Genomic DNA, 18002 nt, shown 5'->3' with positions numbered 1-18002 from the left:
GCAGAGCCACTATTAAGGGAGGCAGGTCATGAAACAGTCTAGCGTAAATCAACCGTCCTTTGGTGAACGCCGTAGCGGCGCTGGCAACGTCCATGCCGCTTATATCGGCCTGGATGTGCACAAGGCCACCATTGCCGTCTCTATCGCCGAGGCGGGGCGGCTCGAGCCCGAGTTTCGTGGCGAGATTCCTAACGAATCCAAGGCCATTGACAAGATGATTCGCCAGCTCAGCCAGCGGTTCAACGGGCAGCCTCTGTTGTTCAGTTATGAGGCTGGCCCTTGTGGTTACGGCCTCTATCACCAGATTCAGGCCAGCGGCCATGATGGCGAAGTGGTTGCCCCATCACTGATTCCTCGTCGTGCGGGAGATCGCGTCAAGACCGACCGACGAGACGCCGTCATGCTGGCCCGTCTCTCACGTGCTGGCGAACTCACGCCGGTCTGGGTGCCCACGCCTGAGCAGGAAGCCATTCGTGATCTGACACGTGCCCGTGAGGATATGAAGGCCATTGAGCTTAAAGCACGTCAACGTCTGAGCGCATTCTTGCTACGCCACGGCAAGGTCTACACTGGCAAAAGTAAGTGGATACCGGTTCATTTTCGCTGGCTCGAGACCGTCCGCTTCGATAATCGGATTCAGCAGATCGTGCTACAGGAGTACATTGAGGCCGTGAGAGAGGCTCAACGACGCGTTGCAGGGTTAGAGAAGCAAATGGAAGCGGCGTTAATGGAGTGGTCACTGGCCTCGGTGGTTCGGTCGCTAATGGCGATGCGTGGGATCAGCCTGATTACCGCCATGACAGTGCTGGCCGAGCTGGGTGATATCAGCCGGTTCGACTCACCGCGGCAACTGATGGCCTACCTGGGACTAGTGCCCAGCGAGCACTCCAGTGGCGGTAGTCGCCGACAGGGAGGCATCACTAAAACGGGTAATGGTCATGTGCGTCGTGTGTTGGTGGAGGCCGCCTGGAGCTATCGCTTCCCCGCGCGCAAGACGCGCATTATTGAGAAGCGAGCCGAGCAGACCACGCCGACGGTGCAGGCAATCGCCTGGGAAGCACAGAAACGACTCTGCGGACGTTACCGTCGATTGGCGGCCACGGGCAAGATGAAGCAGCAGGTTATCACCGCCGTCGCGCGCGAATTGACGGGGTTTATGTGGGCGATTGCCTGTGAGGCTGTGGGCAAACCGCACGGAAGCCGGGCAACCGCATGACTATCACGTTCCAGTGTCTAGGTGTCAGGGAGCGTCGGGCCGGTGGGAGAACCCCTGGCCCTCCTATGAGGCCCCGCCCTCTGGGGCTGGGTGACCCTCGCTTGTAGAGCAGGGTAGCTCCGCGACGAAGTGATGACAGGTCGGTAACCAACCCACGAATACCAGAGAGATCCACCGTCGCAGATAGCCCTTCGCTTCCTGCCCCCTAGGCATTGAGGACAACCGAATGAACGAAAGATAACCGTGCCCTTGACAGGTCAATCCATACCAGGAGGGAGCTTTAGCTCGCGATCTCAGCTGCGAAGATAGTGAATCAACCTCAACTTCCCTAAAAGTGCTACTTCCCTCCCGCTTCAGTTACCAAACATTACATCTTTTTTTACTAATCACCCTAAAGATTCCCCCCGCCGTGCCGTTAATTCTAATAACGGCGCACAAAGTGGCCGATTAGCAGGCCTTCCGGCCAGTGTTCATGCAAGGAGAATCACACCATGTCAGTGATCAATACCAACATTACTTCCATGATTGGCCAGCAAAACCTGTCCAAATCACAAAATGCTCTGACGACTTCTATGGAGCGTTTGAGTTCTGGCCTGCGTATCAACAGCGCCAAGGATGACGCAGCTGGTCAGGCTATTGCCAACCGGATGTCTTCACAGATCACCGGTCTGTCTCAGGCGCAGCGTAATGCCAACGACGGTATCTCCATCGCGCAAACCGCTGAAGGCGCACTGAACCAAGTAAACGATAACCTGCAGCGTGTGCGTGAGCTGGCTGTACAGGCTCAGAATGGCACAAACTCTACTGACGACTTGCAGTCAATTCAGGACGAAATTAACCAACGCCTTGAAGAAATTGATCGTATTTCTGGCGAAACAAATTTTAACGGCACTAAAGTTCTGGCAAGTGAACAGGGTGTTAGTATTCAAGTTGGCGCGAATGATGGTGAAGCCATTAAAGTAAACTTGAAAGAAATAACTGCCGAAACTCTGGGTCTTGGTGATTTCAGTGTTTCTGATAAAAAAGTAGAGTTCTCTGATTCTATTGCTAGAAAGAGCGATGTCTCCGCTATTACCAATGTAGCAATTGCAGATGACACTGCCTTCGATACGAATGGAACTAACTTTAGTGCTGCGCCGCTTGCAGACGATACTGCAACCTTAGATTACTTTAATGATGCTACTGGTATTACTGCCACTGCTACCGGTGACTTGACAAACTCTGGCACAGGTGCTAACAAAGCTGTCTATAGCGTCAAAATTGATGGTGGTGATTATTTCGTCGCTCAGGATGCAGACAATAGCAACCAAATCAATTTGCTGAAGCAAGACGGCACTGGCGGCTATGAAAAGGTTCAAGTTGAAAACGCTAATGGTGACATGGAAGATGTTCAGGTCGCTGTTTTTAATGGAAAAACAACTGCTTTTGTTGATTCTGGTGCCCCAGCCGGTGCTGCTCAGGAGGTTGATCTAACGCAAGGCCTCTCAAATGCGCAAGCGACAGATTTATTGGCTAAGAATGACAGTAATCTTGCTGTGAACATCGATGGTCAAAACTATAATGTTCAGGAAATTCAAGAAAATGGTGAAGATTCAGGTAAATATGGTGTTCGTATGGATGATGGCACTGTGTTAGCAGTAGCATTCGATACTGCCACGGGTAATGTTTCCATCCAAGAGGACGCTGATGGTAACAGAGTTGAATATGCACTCCAAACTGATGGTAACGTGGCTGCTGTGGTTAATGATAATGGAACACTTAAAGAAGCTACGCTAAATGCTACCTTCAATGGTGTTGCAACTGCAGGTGGAGATTTCGATACCGATTTGTTGCAAACGACAGGCACTGCAAAGCCACTTGAAGCTCTAGACAATGCATTGAAGCAAGTTGATAGTCTCCGTTCAGAGCTGGGTGCGGTGCAGAACCGTTTTGAATCTGCTATCGAAAACCTAAGTACTAACGAAACTAACCTGTCAGCTGCTCGTTCACGCATTGAAGATGCAGATTACGCTACTGAAGTGGCCGATATGACGCGTGCACAGATTCTGCAGCAAGCCGGTACTTCTGTACTGGCACAGGCCAACCAGATTCCGCAGAACGTTCTTTCACTGCTGGGTTAATCTGAGGCTTAGTTTCGATAGAGCATTTGCTGTATCACTAAGTAGTACACTAAACCGGCTCCCTTTGGGGGCCGGTTTTTTTTACTGAGGTGACGTATGACTAATGAAGAACAACAACACGTTATCGATGAGCTGCAAACTGTCATAGCGGACACTCAAGCCACTTTACAACGCTTTGAAGACACCGGCATGGATAAAGCGATGCCGGAGGATTATGAAAAGCTGCTGGGTATATTAGATGGTGCGGTGAAGCAACAGCGTGAGCATACCAAGGCGATGTTGGGGTAGCTGACACCTGCCACTCACAGAGGTTACGCCCAGATCCGTCATTCCCGCATGCCCTTAGCGGGAATCCATGGTGAGACAGGCAACTGGGTATTATCGGGCAAAGGTCAAAATTGATTCCCGATAACCCCACTCGGGAATGACGGTGCTGTGGTTTACTGGGTATAACGGTGCGGTGGTTTACTCGGGAATGACGGTGCGGTGGTTTACTCGGGAATGACGGTGTGGTGGATTACTCGGGTATAACGGTGGGGGCTCTTGGGAGAGATGGTGCGGGGGCTTGGGTATAGCGGCGTAGCGCATTCGGGAGTGATGTTGGTGTAGCTTGAAAGGCGCTATAGACCAAGGGTGGCTTGTGATAACACGCTTTTCTACCATAATCACTTAGCAGGCTCATTTTGGGCCGTGCTAGCAACAACAGGGTGTTTTATAGATTGAGGCGTGGAGGCGCTGCGGGTGCCGTAGGGATGAGAAACTAGTATGGATACTTATACGCTCACGCTAGTAGTGGCGATTGGTACGATGTGGGTTAGCCTTACCTGTGGCTTTGTCGCTATGTATTTGATCCTTAGCGATGAGTTTAGAGGCGCTTCCCAGACTGCTGATCGGCCCAGAAAGCTTTCGATGGGCGCGAAAGCGAAAGCGGAAGATATTCCCACGCTGGCGAATGAGGAAGGTGCTTCTTGGGGCGTGCAAGTGTTGTTTGAAACTCCATCCCCTGGGCTAAATGAGCGCTTAAGCGTAGCGCTGGCATCTGCGGGAGCGGTGTATGAGCCTAGTACGAAATCTTTTACGGTGATGGGGGAGTCTTCACGTAACCCTATTGTGATTGAAAACGCCTTTCCTCCTGGGCAACTTCCTTCGTTTACCGATGATAATAGCCAGTACTTAATTAAGGGTGTCACTATTAAGGTGAATGAAAGTGGTCGCTCCCTTTCGCCCAGCAAGCTTCAGCTTGCGCGGTTGGTTTCTCTTGCCAAATCATTGGCCCGTTTAGGCGGCAAGGTGGTTGACGCCAATCAACAGCCAATCACCAAGGCAGGTTTTAAAGCCGTTATTTCTGGTAAGGCCAAGGTTTAGCCATCTTAGGCATCATTGCTGCTCGCCTTCTCGTTCACTCTGCTAAGAATGGGTGCTTCCGCAACGGAGAAAAAGTCCAGACGTGAGCTAGCTTCTTAATAGGCAGGAGTGAGCTTCTGTATAACGCTTCGGTAAAACCAGTCGGGTAGCTCTTCCGCTTTAGGTTCAATTTCTCCTTCCGGAGTTACTTCTGCTAGCCATATGTCTTCATTACCTGAGTTATCGAATATAAACGCTCGATCAGCAAGCTTGATGGCATTTATTAATAAGTCGAGTGAACGATGGTAACGCTGACGAATCTTATCTTCTGGTACGGTGTGTCCTCCCGATTCTACTCGGTTGTGAACTCGTTGGACGTTAATGTCTGGGTCGTCGGTGGCAATGTAGTAGAGATAGTTTTTAAAACCTGCTGCACGGGATGCCTGTAATACTTCTATCTTGTCTTCTGATGACATTACAGTTTCAAACGTAAAACTAATTCTAGAGGCGATAAGCTGATCACGAATGAGCGATGAGGCAATTGAAGCGATATAGGAGTTTGGTTCGGTTTTACAAAAGGAAAGGCAGTTGTCTTCAAATAGTAATGTTTCAAGCAGAGGTGCCAGAGACGCTTTTCGTGTTAAAGGCGATTGATAGAAATAGTGTTTGATATCCGCTTTTGAAATGTCGACAGAATAATCACCAAAATAGATAGCGCCTGTGTCCTTGGCGCTTTGTTCAATATCATCTGGGTTGATGTAAACCCCTTTCAGATGTGCAGGTATGACACTCTGAATGGTGCTTTTGCCTGAGCCATTGGGGCCAGCAAACATTCTCAACCTTGGTGTTGGATCCATTAGGTCACCTTCAGCTTCACGCCTACAGGAATTTTGTGTTTAGCGGGTGCTTTTTTCAACACATAAGTGCTGCCATCGGGGCGCGTTTCGACAAGATTTCCGTTGGCGATTTCCACGACTTTCTGGCCTCGGCTCAATGACGCTTGGTAGGCGCGACGTGTGTAACGCACTGTTTGTGCTGCAAATCTTTGTTCTGCATCAGGTTTAGTTGCCACGATTATCTCCCCAGCCTGCAAATCACCTTATAAATGTATAGTACAAGGACTAGAGTATAAGTGTAAGCACACTAATAGTAATGGGGATAGGAGTGGTTATGGGTGGAACGCTGCTGAGCACGTCATCATCACGATAGCACCATCGGTTGATCCTAAATTCCAAAAAACACTAAGAAAGCTGTTTATTATTTCTTTTTTGCTGGTATCTTGGCCTCATTGCACCGGTGGATATTCGACGAACGTCGCAACCGGTGCCCACGTCTAAAGCAGGGTGCTTAGGTGCCCCAAAGAGGAAAAAGAATATGGCGAATGTGAGCCGTTGGAAAAAAGCCGTTGCCGTTCTTTCGCTTAGCGTTGTAGGTGGTGTGCTGTCTGCCGCTGCTTACGCGGATACGCTGCGCGTCGGCATGTCTGGGGGGTATTTCCCCTTTACGTTTGTTGAGCGTGATGAGCTGAAAGGCTTTGAAGTCGATGTTATGAACGCCGTTGGTGATGTGACTGGCGATGAGATTGAATTCGTGACAGCGAGTTTCTCTGGTTTGGCGGGCATGTTGGAATCGGGGCGCATTGATACCATTGCCAACCAAATCACCATTACCGATGAGCGCAAAGCGAAGTACGCCTTCACCGCTCCGTATGTTTACGATGGTGCCCAGGTCGTTGTGCGGGCAGGTAACGACACTATTCAAAGTGTTGAAGATTTATCCGGTAAAAGCGTTGCGGTGAACCTGGGCTCTAACTACGAGCAACTGCTGCGTGAACAGCCTAATGCCGATGAGATCGATATCCGTACTTACGAATCCAACGTCGAGCAGGATGTGGCGCTTGGCCGTATCGATGCATTTGTGATGGATCGCGTTAGCGCTAGCCAAGTGATCAGCGAGCGCGGCTTGCCGCTTGCATTGGCTGGCCAGCCGTTCACCATCATAGAAAACGCGCTGCCGTTTCGTGATGATAAAGAGGGCCGTGCTCAGCGTGACCGCGTAGATGCCGCCCTGGAAGAGTTGCGTGAAAACGGTACATTAGGTGAAATATCGCAAAAATGGTTCGATACTGATATCACTCAGCCATAATCGCGGCTTTACCTCGTGACGGCTATCTTTAGTTTGCGGCCGTGGCAATGCCACGGCCGTTTTGCTTATTGCGACTAAGCTAACGTTGGAATAACCATGCTGAATGTGGAGTATATGTGGGACCTGTTGCCGGTCCTACTGAGTTATTTACCGCTAACGCTGCAAATGGCGAGTATCGCCATGGTGTTTGCGCTGATTATTGCCTGCCTCTTGGCGGTCATTCGGGTGTCGCGGGTGCCGGTGTTGAACGGCGCAGCGCTGCTGTTTATCTCGTTTTTTCGCGGAACGCCGCTATTGGTGCAGCTATTTTTGTTCTATTACGGTTTGCCCCAACTGATTAATGCGCTGATTTCCATCAACGGGGTGACTGCCGCGGTGCTTGGTTTGACGCTGCACTTTTCGGCCTACATGGCGGAATCCATTCGCGCGGCAATTGTGGGTATTGACCGTAGCCAGACCGAAGCGGCGTTGTCCATCGGTATGACTCAGTCTCAATTGATGCGGCGGATTATTCTGCCTCAAGCCACCCGCGTGGCAACGCCAACGCTGATGAACTACTTCATCGATATGATTAAAGCGACTTCCCTGGCGTTTACCCTGGGGGTGACCGAAATGATGGGTGCTACCCAAAAAGAAGCCTCGGGCAGCTTTCTCTATCTGGAAGCATTTCTGCTGGTGGCGATTATTTACTGGGTGGTGGTGGAAGCGCTTTCCTGGGGTCAGCGCCGTCTGGAAACGTATCTGAATAAGGCGTACCAGCGATGATCACCCTCGAATCTGTCAGTAAGCGTTTTGGCCAGCAGCCAGTATTTACCGACGTTGATTTGCACCTGGAACAGGGTGAAATTATCGTCATTATTGGTCCCTCGGGTACCGGTAAGTCAACCCTGCTGCGCTGTATTAACTTTCTAGAACGCCCAGAAGCGGGACACATCACGGTAGGCGATTTAAGAGTCGATGCCCGGCGTGCTAGTCGTGCCGATATACTGGCACTTCGCCGACGAACCGCTTTCGTGTTTCAGAACTATGGGCTGTTTGCCAACAAAACGGCGTTAGAAAATATCAGCGAAGGCATGATTGTCGTGGATAAACTGCCTAAGGCTCAGGCGCACGCTCGGGCAAGGGAGATTTTAGAGCGCATTGGCTTGGCCGATAAGGCAGATGCTTACCCAGCATCGCTTTCCGGTGGCCAACAACAGCGGGTAGGCATTGGGCGTGCGATGGCCGCGAATGCCGATGTGATTCTATTCGACGAGCCAACCTCATCGCTGGATCCGCAATGGGTGGAAGAGGTGCTGAGCTTAATGAAACAGCTCGCCGCCGAGCAGCAAACCATGATTGTGGTGACCCACGAAATGCAGTTCGCCAGAGACGTCGCCGACCGGGTGGTGTTTATGGATGAAGGGCAAATTGTCGAACAAGGGCCGCCCGAAGCGCTGTTCACCAACCCTCAAGATGAGCGGACGCGGCGTTTTCTGCGCAAAATTCTGGCGCCAACGGGGCAGGTATTGCCTTAGCGGGTGAGTAGCGATCCGTGCGGGAAAAGCATTGACAAGCGCTGGCAAGCCCGCTTAACGCGTGATAGACTACGCCATCCTCTCAGACAAGACCCGTGGACGGGCAGATTTTGAACTGCTCGTTACACCATTTGGTAGTATTTTAATTGCTTCCAAATCAATTGGTTATTGTGGAAAGATTCTGACGGAAATGTCGTGGTGAAAGCCGACCGACAAACACATAGTTAATCCGTTGCCGTTTATTGGCAACCTTTATTCTCCAAGGAGATACCTGTGGCGAACAGCAAGCAAGCACGCAAGCGCGCCCGCCAGGCCGAGACTCGTCGCGTCCTGAAAGCCAGCCAGCGCAGCATGGTCCGCACCTACATCAAGCGTGTGATCAAAGCGATCAGCACCGGCGATCATGGCAAAGCGATGGAAGAGTTCCGGGCAATGCAGCCGGTTGTCGACCGCATCGCTGATAAAGACGTTCTTTCTAAGAAGAAAGCTGCACGTCTGAAAAGCCGCTTGAACAAGCGCATTAAGGCTCTGGCGGCGTAAGCCGGCAGGCGCCATAAAAAAACCGGCTGCGGCCGGTTTTTTTGTGTCTATACGTCGCGTTGCCAGCGGCGACTTTGGGTCTCTTGTTTTAGTCACTATGGATTGAGTGATGACCGCCAACACGCCACCGCAAGCAAATATGTCGCCCCCGCGCCGCGGGTTGATGCGCTCTGGGTTAGTGGTCAGTGCCATGACCATGTTGTCGCGTGTGATGGGGTTGGTGCGCGACGTGGTGGTTGCCACCTTCTTGGGGGCAGGCAACGGCTCGGATGCGTTCTTCGTTGCGTTTAAAATTCCTAACTTTCTGCGTCGTTTGTTTGCCGAAGGGGCGTTTAACCAAGCCTTTGTGCCGGTGCTTTCAGAGTACTCAACCCAGCGCAGTAAACAGGAAATTCGCGAGCTGCTGAATGCAGTAGCGGGCAGCCTGACAGCTATTTTGGCGCTAATAACAGCGTTGGCGATGCTGGGCGCCCCGTGGTTGGTGTGGGTATTTGCCCCCGGCTTTGGGCGTGACCCCGAAAAGCTGGCCATGACAGCCGACATGCTGCGCCTGACGTTTCCCTATTTGCTGCTGATTTCGTTAACCGCTTTTTCGGGTAGCGTGCTGAATACCTGGAACCGCTTTGCGGTGCCCGCGTTCACCCCCGTGCTGCTGAATATTTCGCTGATTGGCGCGGCGCTACTGTTAATGCCGTTAATGGAAGAGCCCGCCATGGCGCTGGCCTGGGGGGTGTTGATTGCGGGTGCTGCCCAGTTAGCGTTTCAGGTGCCGTTTTTGCTGCGCCTTGGGTTGCTGCCGACGCCGTGGCCAAATTTTGCCCACGAAGGCGTGAAGCGCATTCTGAAACTGATGGCGCCCGCGCTGTTTGGCGTGTCGGTATCGCAAATTAACTTACTGCTGGATACGGTGCTGGCCTCGTTGTTAACGGCGGGCAGCGTGTCTTGGCTGTACTATTCGGATAGGTTGGTTGAACTTCCGCTTGGGGTCTTCGGTGTGGCGATTGGCACGATTATTCTGCCTGCGCTTTCCAAACGTCATGCGGAGCAGTCCACCGAACACTTTTCTGCAATGCTAGACTGGGCTATTCGCGTTGTGCTGCTATTGGGGGTGCCTGCCGCGCTGGCACTGGCCGTGCTGGCAGAACCGTTTTTGATTACCTTGTTCCACTACGGGGCAATGACCGATACCGATATTCAAATGGCCGCCATGAGCCTACGCGCGTACGCCTTTGGATTGGTGGCATTTATGCTGATCAAGGTATTAGCACCGGGCTTCTTTGCCCGTCAGGATACTAAAACACCGGTCAAAGTAGGCATTATTGCCATGGTGGCTAACATGGTGTTCAACCTGCTGTTAATTTGGCCGCTTGCTCACGCAGGCTTGGCATTGGCGACCGCGCTTTCAGCATTTTTAAATGCTGGGTTGCTGGGATATTTGCTCTATCGCCAGAAGGTATTGGTCTTTCAGCCGGGATGGGGACGCTACGCAGTACAACTAGTGGGCGGTAGCGCGTTGATGAGTATTGCGCTTTATCTGGCTGCCCCCGACTGGCAGGAGTGGCTTGATTTTGAACTGTGGCAGCGCATTCGCTGGGTAGCAGGGTTAGTGGTGCTGGGTGGTGGGCTTTATTTTGCCTGGCTGACCGCGTTTGGCCTGCGGCTGCGTCACTTTAAGATGAATAGCTGATGCGCAAACAGGCAGCGTTAGGGTGATAAATAAGGTGATGCCAGGGCGAACTTAATCTTCCCCTGCACCTGATCAGCGCGTTCGTTATAATCAAACGCTTTTAGACGGCAAACGCTTTTAAAAAAGGCTTTTAAAAAAGAGGTGCCATGCACGTCATTCGAGGTCTGCACAATCTGACAGCGGCTCATCGGGGCTGCGTTGCCACCATCGGTAATTTTGATGGTGTGCATCGCGGCCATCAGGCGATCCTGCAGCAGTGCCGTGAGCATGCGGCGCGCTTGAAGGTGCCGTTGACCGTGGTGGTGTTTGAGCCTCAGCCGCGGGAGTTTTTTGCCGGTGATCAAGCACCGCCGCGGCTTACCCGCCTGCGTGAAAAAGTTCGCTTGCTGCGTGATCATGGTGCCGAACAGGTGCTGTGCCTGCCTTTCAACGATGCCTTGCGCAGCCTGACCGGGCGCGAGTTTATCGATCAAGTGCTAATTAAGGGCTTGGGGGTGAAGCATCTGGTGGTGGGCGACGATTTCCGCTTTGGCTGCGACCGCCGTGGTGACTTCACCTTGCTTAAAACTGTCGGGCAGGTGGAAGGGTTTGGTGTTGAACACACGCGTACCTTTAAAGTTGATGACGAGCGGGTATCCAGTTCGCGCGTACGTACCTTGCTGGCCAGCGGTAACTTTGACGTGGCTGCACGCCTGCTGGGGAGGTCGTATTCGCTGCATGGCCGTGTGGTACGCGACCAGCAGCTAGGGCGCACTATTGGTGTGCCCACTGCTAACCTGCCGCTGTTGCCTCAGCCATTAACGCTGCGCGGCGTGTTTGCTGTGGTGGCCGAGCTGGCTAATGGTCAGCGTTATCCCGCCGTGGCGAATGTTGGCTTTCGGCCAACGGTGGGGTCTAAACGCCCCACGCTGGAAGTTCATCTGTTGGATTTTTCAGGCGACCTCTATGGTCAGCGGCTGACGGTTTACCCCTGCGCGCGTTTGCGTGGGGAAGTGAAGTTTGACGACTTTGATGCGCTAAAAACGCAAATTGAACACGATCAAGCCAGAGCGCGCCGCTACTTTGCAGCAGCGGGTGCTGGCTGCATGAATTCTCTTCCGCTGGCCTCGGCCCCGCTTGGGCGTGAGACCGCTTCTTCTGATTTCTCTTCGGCGGATAACGCCGCCGATGCTAACGACGGCTGACCGGACTATGGATTATAAGCACACGCTAAACTTGCCAGAAACCGACTTTCCTATGCGCGGCATGCTGCCGAAGCAGGAGCCAGGGCGCGTTTCTAAATGGCAGGATATGAACCTATACCAGCGCTTGCGCGATGCCCGCGCGGGTGCGCCGCTGTTTGTTCTGCACGATGGCCCTCCCTACGCCAACGGCAGCATCCATATTGGTCACGCTCTCAATAAAATCCTTAAAGACATTATTGTTAAGTCGAAGAATCTGGCGGGTTTTGATGCCCCTTACGTGCCTGGCTGGGATTGCCACGGTCTGCCTATTGAGCACAAGGTAGAAACCACCCACGGTAAACATTTGGCCGCGGATAAAGCCCGCGAGCTGTGCCGTGAATATGCCGGTGCGCAGATTGAAACGCAGCTGGCTGACTTTGTTCGTCTGGGCATCATCGGTGATTGGGACCACCCTTACCGCACGATGGATTATGCCAATGAAGCAGGCGAAATCCGTGCCTTGGCGGAAATGGTGGATGCGGGCTATGTGTTCAAAGGCTTAAAGCCGGTTAACTGGTGCTTTGATTGTGGTTCGGCCTTGGCGGAAGCGGAAGTTGAATATGCCGATAAGAAATCCGACGCCATCGACGTCGCTTTCCCGGTAGAAGATGCCGACAAGCTAGCGGCGGCCTTTGGTCTAAGCGAATTGCCCAAGCCGGCGGCTGTCGTAATCTGGACCACCACGCCTTGGACAATCCCCGCTAACCAGGCGCTGAACGTTCATCCTGAGTTTACCTATGCGCTCGTGGATACCGGCGATCGCCTGCTACTGCTCGCAGAAGAGCTGGTGGAAAGCTGTTTAGAGCGTTTTGAGCTGACGGGCAGCGTAATCGCTACCGCACAAGGTGCAGCGCTGGATCTGATCAATTTCCGTCATCCGTTCTATGACCGCCTCTCGCCGGTTTACTTAGCGGATTACGTTGAGTCCGAAGTGGGCAGCACGGGCATCGTTCACTCAGCGCCTTCTTACGGTATGGATGACTTTATCACCTGCCGTGAGCATGACATGAGCTTTGACGACATGCTTAACCCGGTGCAGGGGAACGGTGTCTACGCTGATGATCTGCCGTTCTTTGGCGGCCAGATGATCTGGAAGGCCAACCCGCATATCGTTGAGAAGCTGCGCGAGGTTAATGCGCTAATGGCGCACACGCCCATCAAACACAGCTATATGCACTGCTGGCGCCATAAGTCCCCGGTAATTTATCGGGCCACCGCCCAGTGGTTTGTGGGCATGGATATTCAAGGTAAAGACGGCAAAACTCTGCGCGAACGGGCGTTGGAAGGCATCGAAGCCACCGAATTTACCCCCGCGTGGGGCAAGGCGCGTCTGCATAGCATGATCGCTAATCGTCCGGATTGGTGTATCTCTCGCCAGCGCAACTGGGGCGTGCCGATTCCGTTCTTCTTGCATAAGCAAACCGGCGAGCTGCATCCCAAGACGGTTGAGTTGATGGGAGAGGCGGCTAAACGCGTCGAGCAAGAGGGTATTGAAGCGTGGTTTAAACTCGACCCCGCTGAGCTACTCGGTGCCGAAGCTGCTGAGTACGACAAAGTCACCGATACATTGGATGTCTGGTTTGACTCCGGCTCCACGCATCGTCATGTGCTGCGTGGCTCGCATCCTCATGGTCATGAAAGTGGCCCGCGTGCTGATTTGTACCTGGAAGGCTCGGACCAGCACCGAGGCTGGTTCCATTCGTCGCTACTGACCGGTTCGGCGATTGATGGTCATGCGCCATATCGTCAGCTGCTAACCCATGGCTTTACCGTCGATTCACAGGGCCGTAAGCAGTCCAAATCGCTGGGCAATGTGGTCGCGCCGCAAAGTGTGATGGATAAACTGGGTGCCGATATCCTGCGCCTGTGGGTTGCTTCGACCGACTACTCCGGTGAAATGGCGGTGTCTGACGAAATCTTGAAGCGTACCGCCGATGTGTATCGTCGTATCCGTAACACTGCACGCTTTTTGCTTTCTAACTTGAATGGTTTTGATCCGGCAAACGATCAGGTGGCCTTTGGCGATATGTTGGCGCTGGATCAGTGGGTGGTTGACCGTGCGGCACAGCTGCAAGGGCGCATCGAAAAAGCCTATGAAGAGTACCGTTTCCTGGATGTGTATCAGCAGGTACATGGTTTCTGCGCACGGGAATTAGGTGGTTTCTACCTGGATGTCATCAAGGATCGCCAGTACACCACCCAAACAGATTCACTTGCCCGCCGTAGCGCGCAAACCGCGCTTTATCATGTGGTTGAAGCGCTGAGCCGCTGGATTGCACCGATCCTGTCGTTTACCGCTGAGGAGATCTACGAGCATATTCCTGGCAAGCGTGGCGACAGCGTACTGCTGGAAACTTACTACACTGGGCTTGGCACCTTAGATGATGGCGCTGAGCTGGGCCGCGCCTTCTGGGATCAAGTGCTGGAAGTGAAGCAGTCGGTGAACAAGTGCCTGGAAGACGCGCGTAATGCCAAAGTCATTAAGGGCAGCTTGGCGGCGGAAGTTACGCTTTATGTGAGTGATGAACTGAACGCTACGTTGTCCAAATTGGGCGACGAGCTGCGCTTCGTGATGCTCACCAGTGAAGTCCATCTAGCACCGCTGGCGGATGCTGCTAACGCAGAAAGCACCGAGCTTGAAGGCTTGAAAGTGGCGGTTAGTGGCAGCGAGCACCAGAAGTGCGAGCGCTGCTGGCACCATCGTGCTGATGTAGGCACCCATGCTGAGCATGCCGACCTGTGTGGTCGCTGTATCAGCAATCTTCCAGAAGGCAGCGGCGAGATTCGTTACTATGCCTAACACTGCGTCAACCACCAATGATCCATACCAGCGGCCGCCAATGCGGCGGCCGCTGCGCTGGCTGTGGCTAGCGGTGGCGATCATCGTGTTAGATTTGCTGACCAAATACACCGCCAGCCATTTGTTGAATTACGCCCAGCCCGTTGAGGTGCTGCCGTTTTTCAACCTGACGCTGCTGCACAATACTGGCGCTGCGTTCAGCTTCTTAGCGGACCATCCCGGCTGGCAGCGCTGGTTTTTTGCGCTGATTGCCATTGGTGCCAGCATTGGCTTAACCGTCTGGCTTTCCCGCGTTAAGGCGGATGAAAAACTGCTGGCCGTGGCGTTGCCGCTAATTATTGGCGGTGCCCTGGGTAATCTGTATGACCGTTTAGTACATGGCTATGTGGTGGACTTTTTATCGTTCCATGCCGCTGGTTGGTACTATCCTGCCTTTAATGTGGCGGATATCGGCATTACGCTGGGGGCGGTGGGGTTAATTTGGGAGTCGATAATGGGTGATCGACGTCGTAAGAAAGCCGCGCTACAGCAGCGTGATTGAAAGCCATAGAGTGACGAGTGAGGAACCATGGACTACCTAATTGACGATGGTATGGAAATTACCCTGCACTTCACGCTGAAGCTGGAAGATGGCACGGTAGTCGATTCCACCAAAGAGAAAGCCCCGGCGACGTTCCAGTATGGCGACGGTAACTTACCCCCTGGTTTCGAACACCCGATTAAAGGGATGGCCGCAGGCCAGAGCGGGTCGTTTCAAATTACGCCTGAGCACTCCTTTGGGCAGCATAACCCGCAAAATATTCAAACGCTGAAGCGCGCCGATTTCGGTGATGAAGCGCCAGAAATCGGTATGGTGATGTCATTTGCCGATAAAGCGGGAACGGAATTGCCTGGCGTGGTCAAAACCATAGATGGCGACCGTGTGGAAGTGGACTTTAACCATCCGCTAGCAGGTCGCACGTTGACGTTTGAAGTCGATGTGCTGAACGTAACGCCCATCACCAAACACTGATTTTAAGCACTCGTTTTCATTTAACAGGCGATGCAAGTTGCATCAAGGCGCTTTTATGCAGTCATCAGAGTCCTCTCAGCCAATACAGATCAAGCTGGCGAACCCGCGCGGTTTTTGTGCTGGCGTGGATCGCGCGATCGACATCGTCAACCGCGCGCTAGATGTCTTCGGCCCGCCCATTTACGTGCGCCACGAGGTGGTACATAACCGCTTTGTGGTTGAAACATTGCGCGAACGTGGCGCGGTGTTCGTTGAAGAGCTGCATGAAGTGCCTGACGACGTGATCGTGATTTTCTCGGCTCACGGTGTCTCCCGTGCCGTGCAACAAGAGGCTGAGCAGCGCGGTCTCAAAGTCTTTGATGCGACCTGCCCATTGGTTACCAAAGTGCATTTGGAAGTGTTGCGTTATGCTAAGCGCGGCCAAGAGTGCATTTTGATTGGTCACGAAGGCCATCCGGAAGTCGAAGGCACCATGGGGCGTTATGACACTTCCCACGGTGGCCAAATTTACCTGGTCGAAGATGAGCAGGACGTGGCGAAGTTAGCCGTCAACGACCCGTCAGCGCTGGCGTTTGTGACCCAAACTACGCTTTCGATGGATGACACCGCTAAGGTGATTGATGCGCTGCGTGAGAAGTTCCCAGAGATTCAGGGGCCACGCAAAGATGATATCTGTTATGCCACTCAAAACCGCCAGGATGCGGTGCGTGAGCTAGCGGCAGATAGCGACTTAGTATTGGTCGTCGGCAGCCCCAATAGCTCCAACTCTAATCGCCTGCGCGAACTGTCCGAGCGCATGGGCACGCCTGCCTATTTAATCGATAATGCCGACCAAATTGCGCCAGCGTGGCTGGAAGGTGTTAGCCGTATTGGTGTCACCGCCGGGGCCAGTGCGCCAGAAGTGCTGGTGAAAGGTGTTATCGATAAGCTTCAAACATTTGGCGCAGAGGTGCCTGTTGAGCTGCAGGGCCGCGAAGAAAATATTACCTTCTCTATGCCGAAAGAGCTGCGTGAGCAGGTGATTGTAAGCGACTGATGCAAAGCATATCGGTTTGCGACATACTCAGCGTATGGGCCAACTGATACAGGAGCGCGTTCAGTGCCTTTGCCTTTTGCTAACCGTGCTGGGCGCCAGGAAGCTCGTCAGCACGGTTTTACGCTCATTGAAATGCTGATTGCCGTCGCTATCATTGGCATAGTGGCGGGCATTGCCTACCCCAGTTACACCCACTATGTTGAGCGTTCGCTACGCACAGATGCCCATGCTGGCCTGTTGCAGGCCGCCGCCGAGCTTGAGCGCTGTTACTCCCGCCAATACGCTTATGCCGACTGCTCCTTTACTCCCTCTTCTCCCGATGGTAATTACACGATTACAGCTGATGACGGCAGTGAGGACGATGGCGGTTTTTTACTGACGGCGACAACATCACAAACTGACGGTTGTAGCAGCGATATTCAATTTAATGCGCGGGGCGAGCGCCTGCCTGAGGCGTGCTGGTAAATGGTTAGGCAAAGCGGCCTTTCGCTAATCGAGGCGCTTATCGCGCTGGTGATTTTAGCGTTTGGGTTAATAGGCGTTGCCGCGATGCAGGTGACAGCACTGCAAAGCGCTAGTGCAGGCTACACGCAGTCGCTAGCGAACGTCGCGGCGGTAGATGCCCAAGAGCGGATATGGGCAGCACTTTCCTCATACCAAGACTGTGACACGATACCGTTAGCCACCATTGAGTCCGCATGGCACAGCCATTGGTTTGCAGAACAGGCGGCGCTTGGCTATGCCCAGGGGCAAGAGAGTCGTATTGAGCGCCAAGGCTGTCGGTTTGATGTGGTGGTGCGCTTGCGGACTGAGCCTAATGAGTCCGACGATATCTTCAACTACGTGTTCCAACTTCCCAATCAGCCGTAAAGGTGGGCCTGCCATGGATGTGCAGCGCGGTTTTACGTTAACAGAACTACTGGTCGCCATGGCCATTGGTATGGTGGTGATTCTAGGTGCTGGACAGCTTTTCTTAAGCACCTTTCATACGTTTAAGCAGGTGGATCAATTGGGGCGGAATCAGGAAGCGCTTCTTTACGCGGCGACATCGATTACCGACACCCTACGCAGGCACGGCGCTACCGACTCAAACGGAGCGCCTTTTTTTCGCCTGCAGTGCGTGGTGATTGAGTCTGGCTGTCGCTGCACGGTTCAAGATATGCAGGAGGCTCAGCCGCTGGTCACCTTTGATTATGACGCTGGCGCTAGCTGTGAGCGGGACGAACCGCTTGGAGCACCCGCTACCAATGGGGTTAGCGTGGTGTCACTGCCATTAGGTCGGCAAGGGGCTAATATCGATTTCCACGTTACCCATCGAGAGGCTGTTCTGCAGCCTACGTTTTCGGCTAGCCCATGAGATGT

Annotated in this window: 19 protein-coding genes; 17 read left to right on the top strand and 2 right to left on the bottom strand. The window is 53.1% G+C overall.

The features are described from left to right. The first annotated feature begins 28 nt into the window (after positions 1 to 28). The 4 genes from J4377_RS15680 to J4377_RS15660 all read left to right on the top strand — a co-directional run bounded on the left by J4377_RS15680 (position 29) and on the right by J4377_RS15660 (position 4701). Positions 29 to 1216, top strand: coding sequence for an IS110 family transposase (locus J4377_RS15680; RefSeq protein ID WP_253486110.1), 1188 nt, complete (start codon positions 29 to 31; stop codon positions 1214 to 1216). A 491-nt stretch (positions 1217 to 1707) separates the two neighbouring features. Then, a complete protein-coding gene (locus tag J4377_RS18875; RefSeq protein WP_301271687.1) occupies positions 1708 to 3336 on the top strand; it encodes a flagellin in 1629 nt (542 codons plus the stop codon). A gap of 96 nt (positions 3337 to 3432) precedes the next feature. After that, complete coding sequence (locus J4377_RS15665; protein WP_193060800.1) at positions 3433 to 3624, top strand: hypothetical protein; 192 nt, start codon at positions 3433 to 3435, stop codon at positions 3622 to 3624. Positions 3625 to 4101: 477 nt separating this feature from the next. Further along, positions 4102 to 4701: a hypothetical protein gene (locus J4377_RS15660; RefSeq protein WP_253486109.1), complete on the top strand. Its 600-nt coding sequence runs from the start codon at positions 4102 to 4104 to the stop codon at positions 4699 to 4701. Between the two features lie 95 nt (positions 4702 to 4796). On the opposite strand, the gene J4377_RS15655 is transcribed toward J4377_RS15660, so the two are convergent. Both J4377_RS15655 and J4377_RS15650 read right to left on the bottom strand, forming a co-directional pair. Beyond that, entirely contained in the window at positions 4797 to 5537 is a 741-nt protein-coding gene (locus J4377_RS15655) for a zeta toxin family protein (RefSeq protein ID WP_253486108.1), read from the bottom strand. After that, entirely contained in the window at positions 5537 to 5752 is a 216-nt protein-coding gene (locus J4377_RS15650; protein ID WP_193060803.1) for a hypothetical protein, read from the bottom strand. Before J4377_RS15650 ends, J4377_RS15655 begins: the two co-directional genes overlap by 1 nt. Positions 5753 to 6054: 302 nt before the next feature. On the opposite strand from J4377_RS15650, the gene J4377_RS15645 reads away from it, so the two are divergent. The 13 genes from J4377_RS15645 to J4377_RS15585 all read left to right on the top strand — a co-directional run bounded on the left by J4377_RS15645 (position 6055) and on the right by J4377_RS15585 (position 17997). After that, complete coding sequence (locus tag J4377_RS15645; protein ID WP_253486107.1) at positions 6055 to 6825, top strand: amino acid ABC transporter substrate-binding protein; 771 nt, start codon at positions 6055 to 6057, stop codon at positions 6823 to 6825. A gap of 96 nt (positions 6826 to 6921) precedes the next feature. Continuing rightward, complete coding sequence (locus J4377_RS15640) at positions 6922 to 7590, top strand: amino acid ABC transporter permease (RefSeq protein WP_232482853.1); 669 nt, start codon at positions 6922 to 6924, stop codon at positions 7588 to 7590. Then, a complete protein-coding gene (locus J4377_RS15635) occupies positions 7587 to 8342 on the top strand; it encodes an amino acid ABC transporter ATP-binding protein (protein ID WP_231658054.1) in 756 nt (251 codons plus the stop codon). Before J4377_RS15640 ends, J4377_RS15635 begins: the two co-directional genes overlap by 4 nt. A 273-nt stretch (positions 8343 to 8615) precedes the next feature. Then, a complete protein-coding gene (gene rpsT / locus J4377_RS15630; protein WP_009722795.1) occupies positions 8616 to 8882 on the top strand; it encodes a 30S ribosomal protein S20 in 267 nt (88 codons plus the stop codon). Between the two features lie 109 nt (positions 8883 to 8991). Beyond that, on the top strand, positions 8992 to 10569 hold the full coding sequence (gene murJ, locus J4377_RS15625; protein ID WP_253486106.1) for a murein biosynthesis integral membrane protein MurJ: 1578 nt from the start codon (positions 8992 to 8994) through the stop codon (positions 10567 to 10569). 146 nt (positions 10570 to 10715) lie between these two features. Then, positions 10716 to 11753, top strand: coding sequence for a bifunctional riboflavin kinase/FAD synthetase (gene ribF, locus J4377_RS15620; RefSeq protein ID WP_120386314.1), 1038 nt, complete (start codon positions 10716 to 10718; stop codon positions 11751 to 11753). A gap of 7 nt (positions 11754 to 11760) precedes the next feature. After that, positions 11761 to 14592, top strand: coding sequence for an isoleucine--tRNA ligase (gene ileS, locus J4377_RS15615; protein ID WP_198361417.1), 2832 nt, complete (start codon positions 11761 to 11763; stop codon positions 14590 to 14592). Further along, entirely contained in the window at positions 14585 to 15133 is a 549-nt protein-coding gene (gene lspA, locus J4377_RS15610) for a signal peptidase II (protein ID WP_253486105.1), read from the top strand. The genes ileS and lspA overlap by 8 nt, the downstream gene beginning before the upstream one ends. Positions 15134 to 15160: 27 nt before the next feature. Continuing rightward, positions 15161 to 15604, top strand: a complete 444-nt coding sequence (fkpB, locus tag J4377_RS15605; protein ID WP_038478384.1) for an FKBP-type peptidyl-prolyl cis-trans isomerase — start codon at positions 15161 to 15163, stop codon at positions 15602 to 15604. A gap of 55 nt (positions 15605 to 15659) precedes the next feature. Continuing rightward, positions 15660 to 16640 (top strand): 4-hydroxy-3-methylbut-2-enyl diphosphate reductase, encoded by a 981-nt coding sequence (gene ispH, locus J4377_RS15600; protein WP_038478382.1) that lies wholly within the window; start codon positions 15660 to 15662, stop codon positions 16638 to 16640. A gap of 63 nt (positions 16641 to 16703) precedes the next feature. Next, on the top strand, positions 16704 to 17105 hold the full coding sequence (locus J4377_RS15595) for a type IV pilin protein (protein WP_301271686.1): 402 nt from the start codon (positions 16704 to 16706) through the stop codon (positions 17103 to 17105). Continuing rightward, positions 17106 to 17510, top strand: a complete 405-nt coding sequence (locus tag J4377_RS15590) for a prepilin-type N-terminal cleavage/methylation domain-containing protein (protein WP_253486104.1) — start codon at positions 17106 to 17108, stop codon at positions 17508 to 17510. A 13-nt stretch (positions 17511 to 17523) separates the two neighbouring features. Next, positions 17524 to 17997 carry a PilW family protein gene (locus J4377_RS15585; protein WP_193060809.1) on the top strand — a complete coding sequence of 158 codons (474 nt, stop codon included), beginning with the start codon at positions 17524 to 17526 and terminating at the stop codon, positions 17995 to 17997. The last annotated feature ends 5 nt before the right edge of the window (positions 17998 to 18002 follow it).

The sequence above is a fragment of the Halomonas sp. XH26 genome, assembly GCF_024138895.1.
Taxonomy (GTDB): domain Bacteria; phylum Pseudomonadota; class Gammaproteobacteria; order Pseudomonadales; family Halomonadaceae; genus Vreelandella; species Vreelandella alkaliphila.
The sequence above is the reverse complement of the archived record's forward strand: the minus strand, read 5'-3'. Positions and strand labels throughout refer to the sequence as shown.

Excerpts from the sequence above, each read along its gene's own strand:
- J4377_RS15680 (WP_253486110.1), top strand. The coding sequence starts at position 29 with ATGAAACAGTCTAGCGTAAATCAACCGTCCTTTGGTGAACGCCGTAGC.
- J4377_RS18875 (WP_301271687.1), top strand. The coding sequence starts at position 1,708 with ATGTCAGTGATCAATACCAACATTACTTCCATGATTGGCCAGCAAAAC.
- J4377_RS15665 (WP_193060800.1), top strand. The coding sequence starts at position 3,433 with ATGACTAATGAAGAACAACAACACGTTATCGATGAGCTGCAAACTGTC.
- J4377_RS15660 (WP_253486109.1), top strand. The coding sequence starts at position 4,102 with ATGGATACTTATACGCTCACGCTAGTAGTGGCGATTGGTACGATGTGG.
- J4377_RS15655 (WP_253486108.1), bottom strand. The coding sequence starts at position 5,537 with ATGGATCCAACACCAAGGTTGAGAATGTTTGCTGGCCCCAATGGCTCA.
- J4377_RS15645 (WP_253486107.1), top strand. The coding sequence starts at position 6,055 with ATGGCGAATGTGAGCCGTTGGAAAAAAGCCGTTGCCGTTCTTTCGCTT.
- J4377_RS15640 (WP_232482853.1), top strand. The coding sequence starts at position 6,922 with ATGCTGAATGTGGAGTATATGTGGGACCTGTTGCCGGTCCTACTGAGT.
- J4377_RS15635 (WP_231658054.1), top strand. The coding sequence starts at position 7,587 with ATGATCACCCTCGAATCTGTCAGTAAGCGTTTTGGCCAGCAGCCAGTA.
- murJ (WP_253486106.1), top strand. The coding sequence starts at position 8,992 with ATGACCGCCAACACGCCACCGCAAGCAAATATGTCGCCCCCGCGCCGC.
- ribF (WP_120386314.1), top strand. The coding sequence starts at position 10,716 with ATGCACGTCATTCGAGGTCTGCACAATCTGACAGCGGCTCATCGGGGC.
- ileS (WP_198361417.1), top strand. The coding sequence starts at position 11,761 with ATGGATTATAAGCACACGCTAAACTTGCCAGAAACCGACTTTCCTATG.
- lspA (WP_253486105.1), top strand. The coding sequence starts at position 14,585 with ATGCCTAACACTGCGTCAACCACCAATGATCCATACCAGCGGCCGCCA.
- fkpB (WP_038478384.1), top strand. The coding sequence starts at position 15,161 with ATGGACTACCTAATTGACGATGGTATGGAAATTACCCTGCACTTCACG.
- ispH (WP_038478382.1), top strand. The coding sequence starts at position 15,660 with ATGCAGTCATCAGAGTCCTCTCAGCCAATACAGATCAAGCTGGCGAAC.
- J4377_RS15590 (WP_253486104.1), top strand. The coding sequence starts at position 17,106 with ATGGTTAGGCAAAGCGGCCTTTCGCTAATCGAGGCGCTTATCGCGCTG.
- J4377_RS15585 (WP_193060809.1), top strand. The coding sequence starts at position 17,524 with ATGGATGTGCAGCGCGGTTTTACGTTAACAGAACTACTGGTCGCCATG.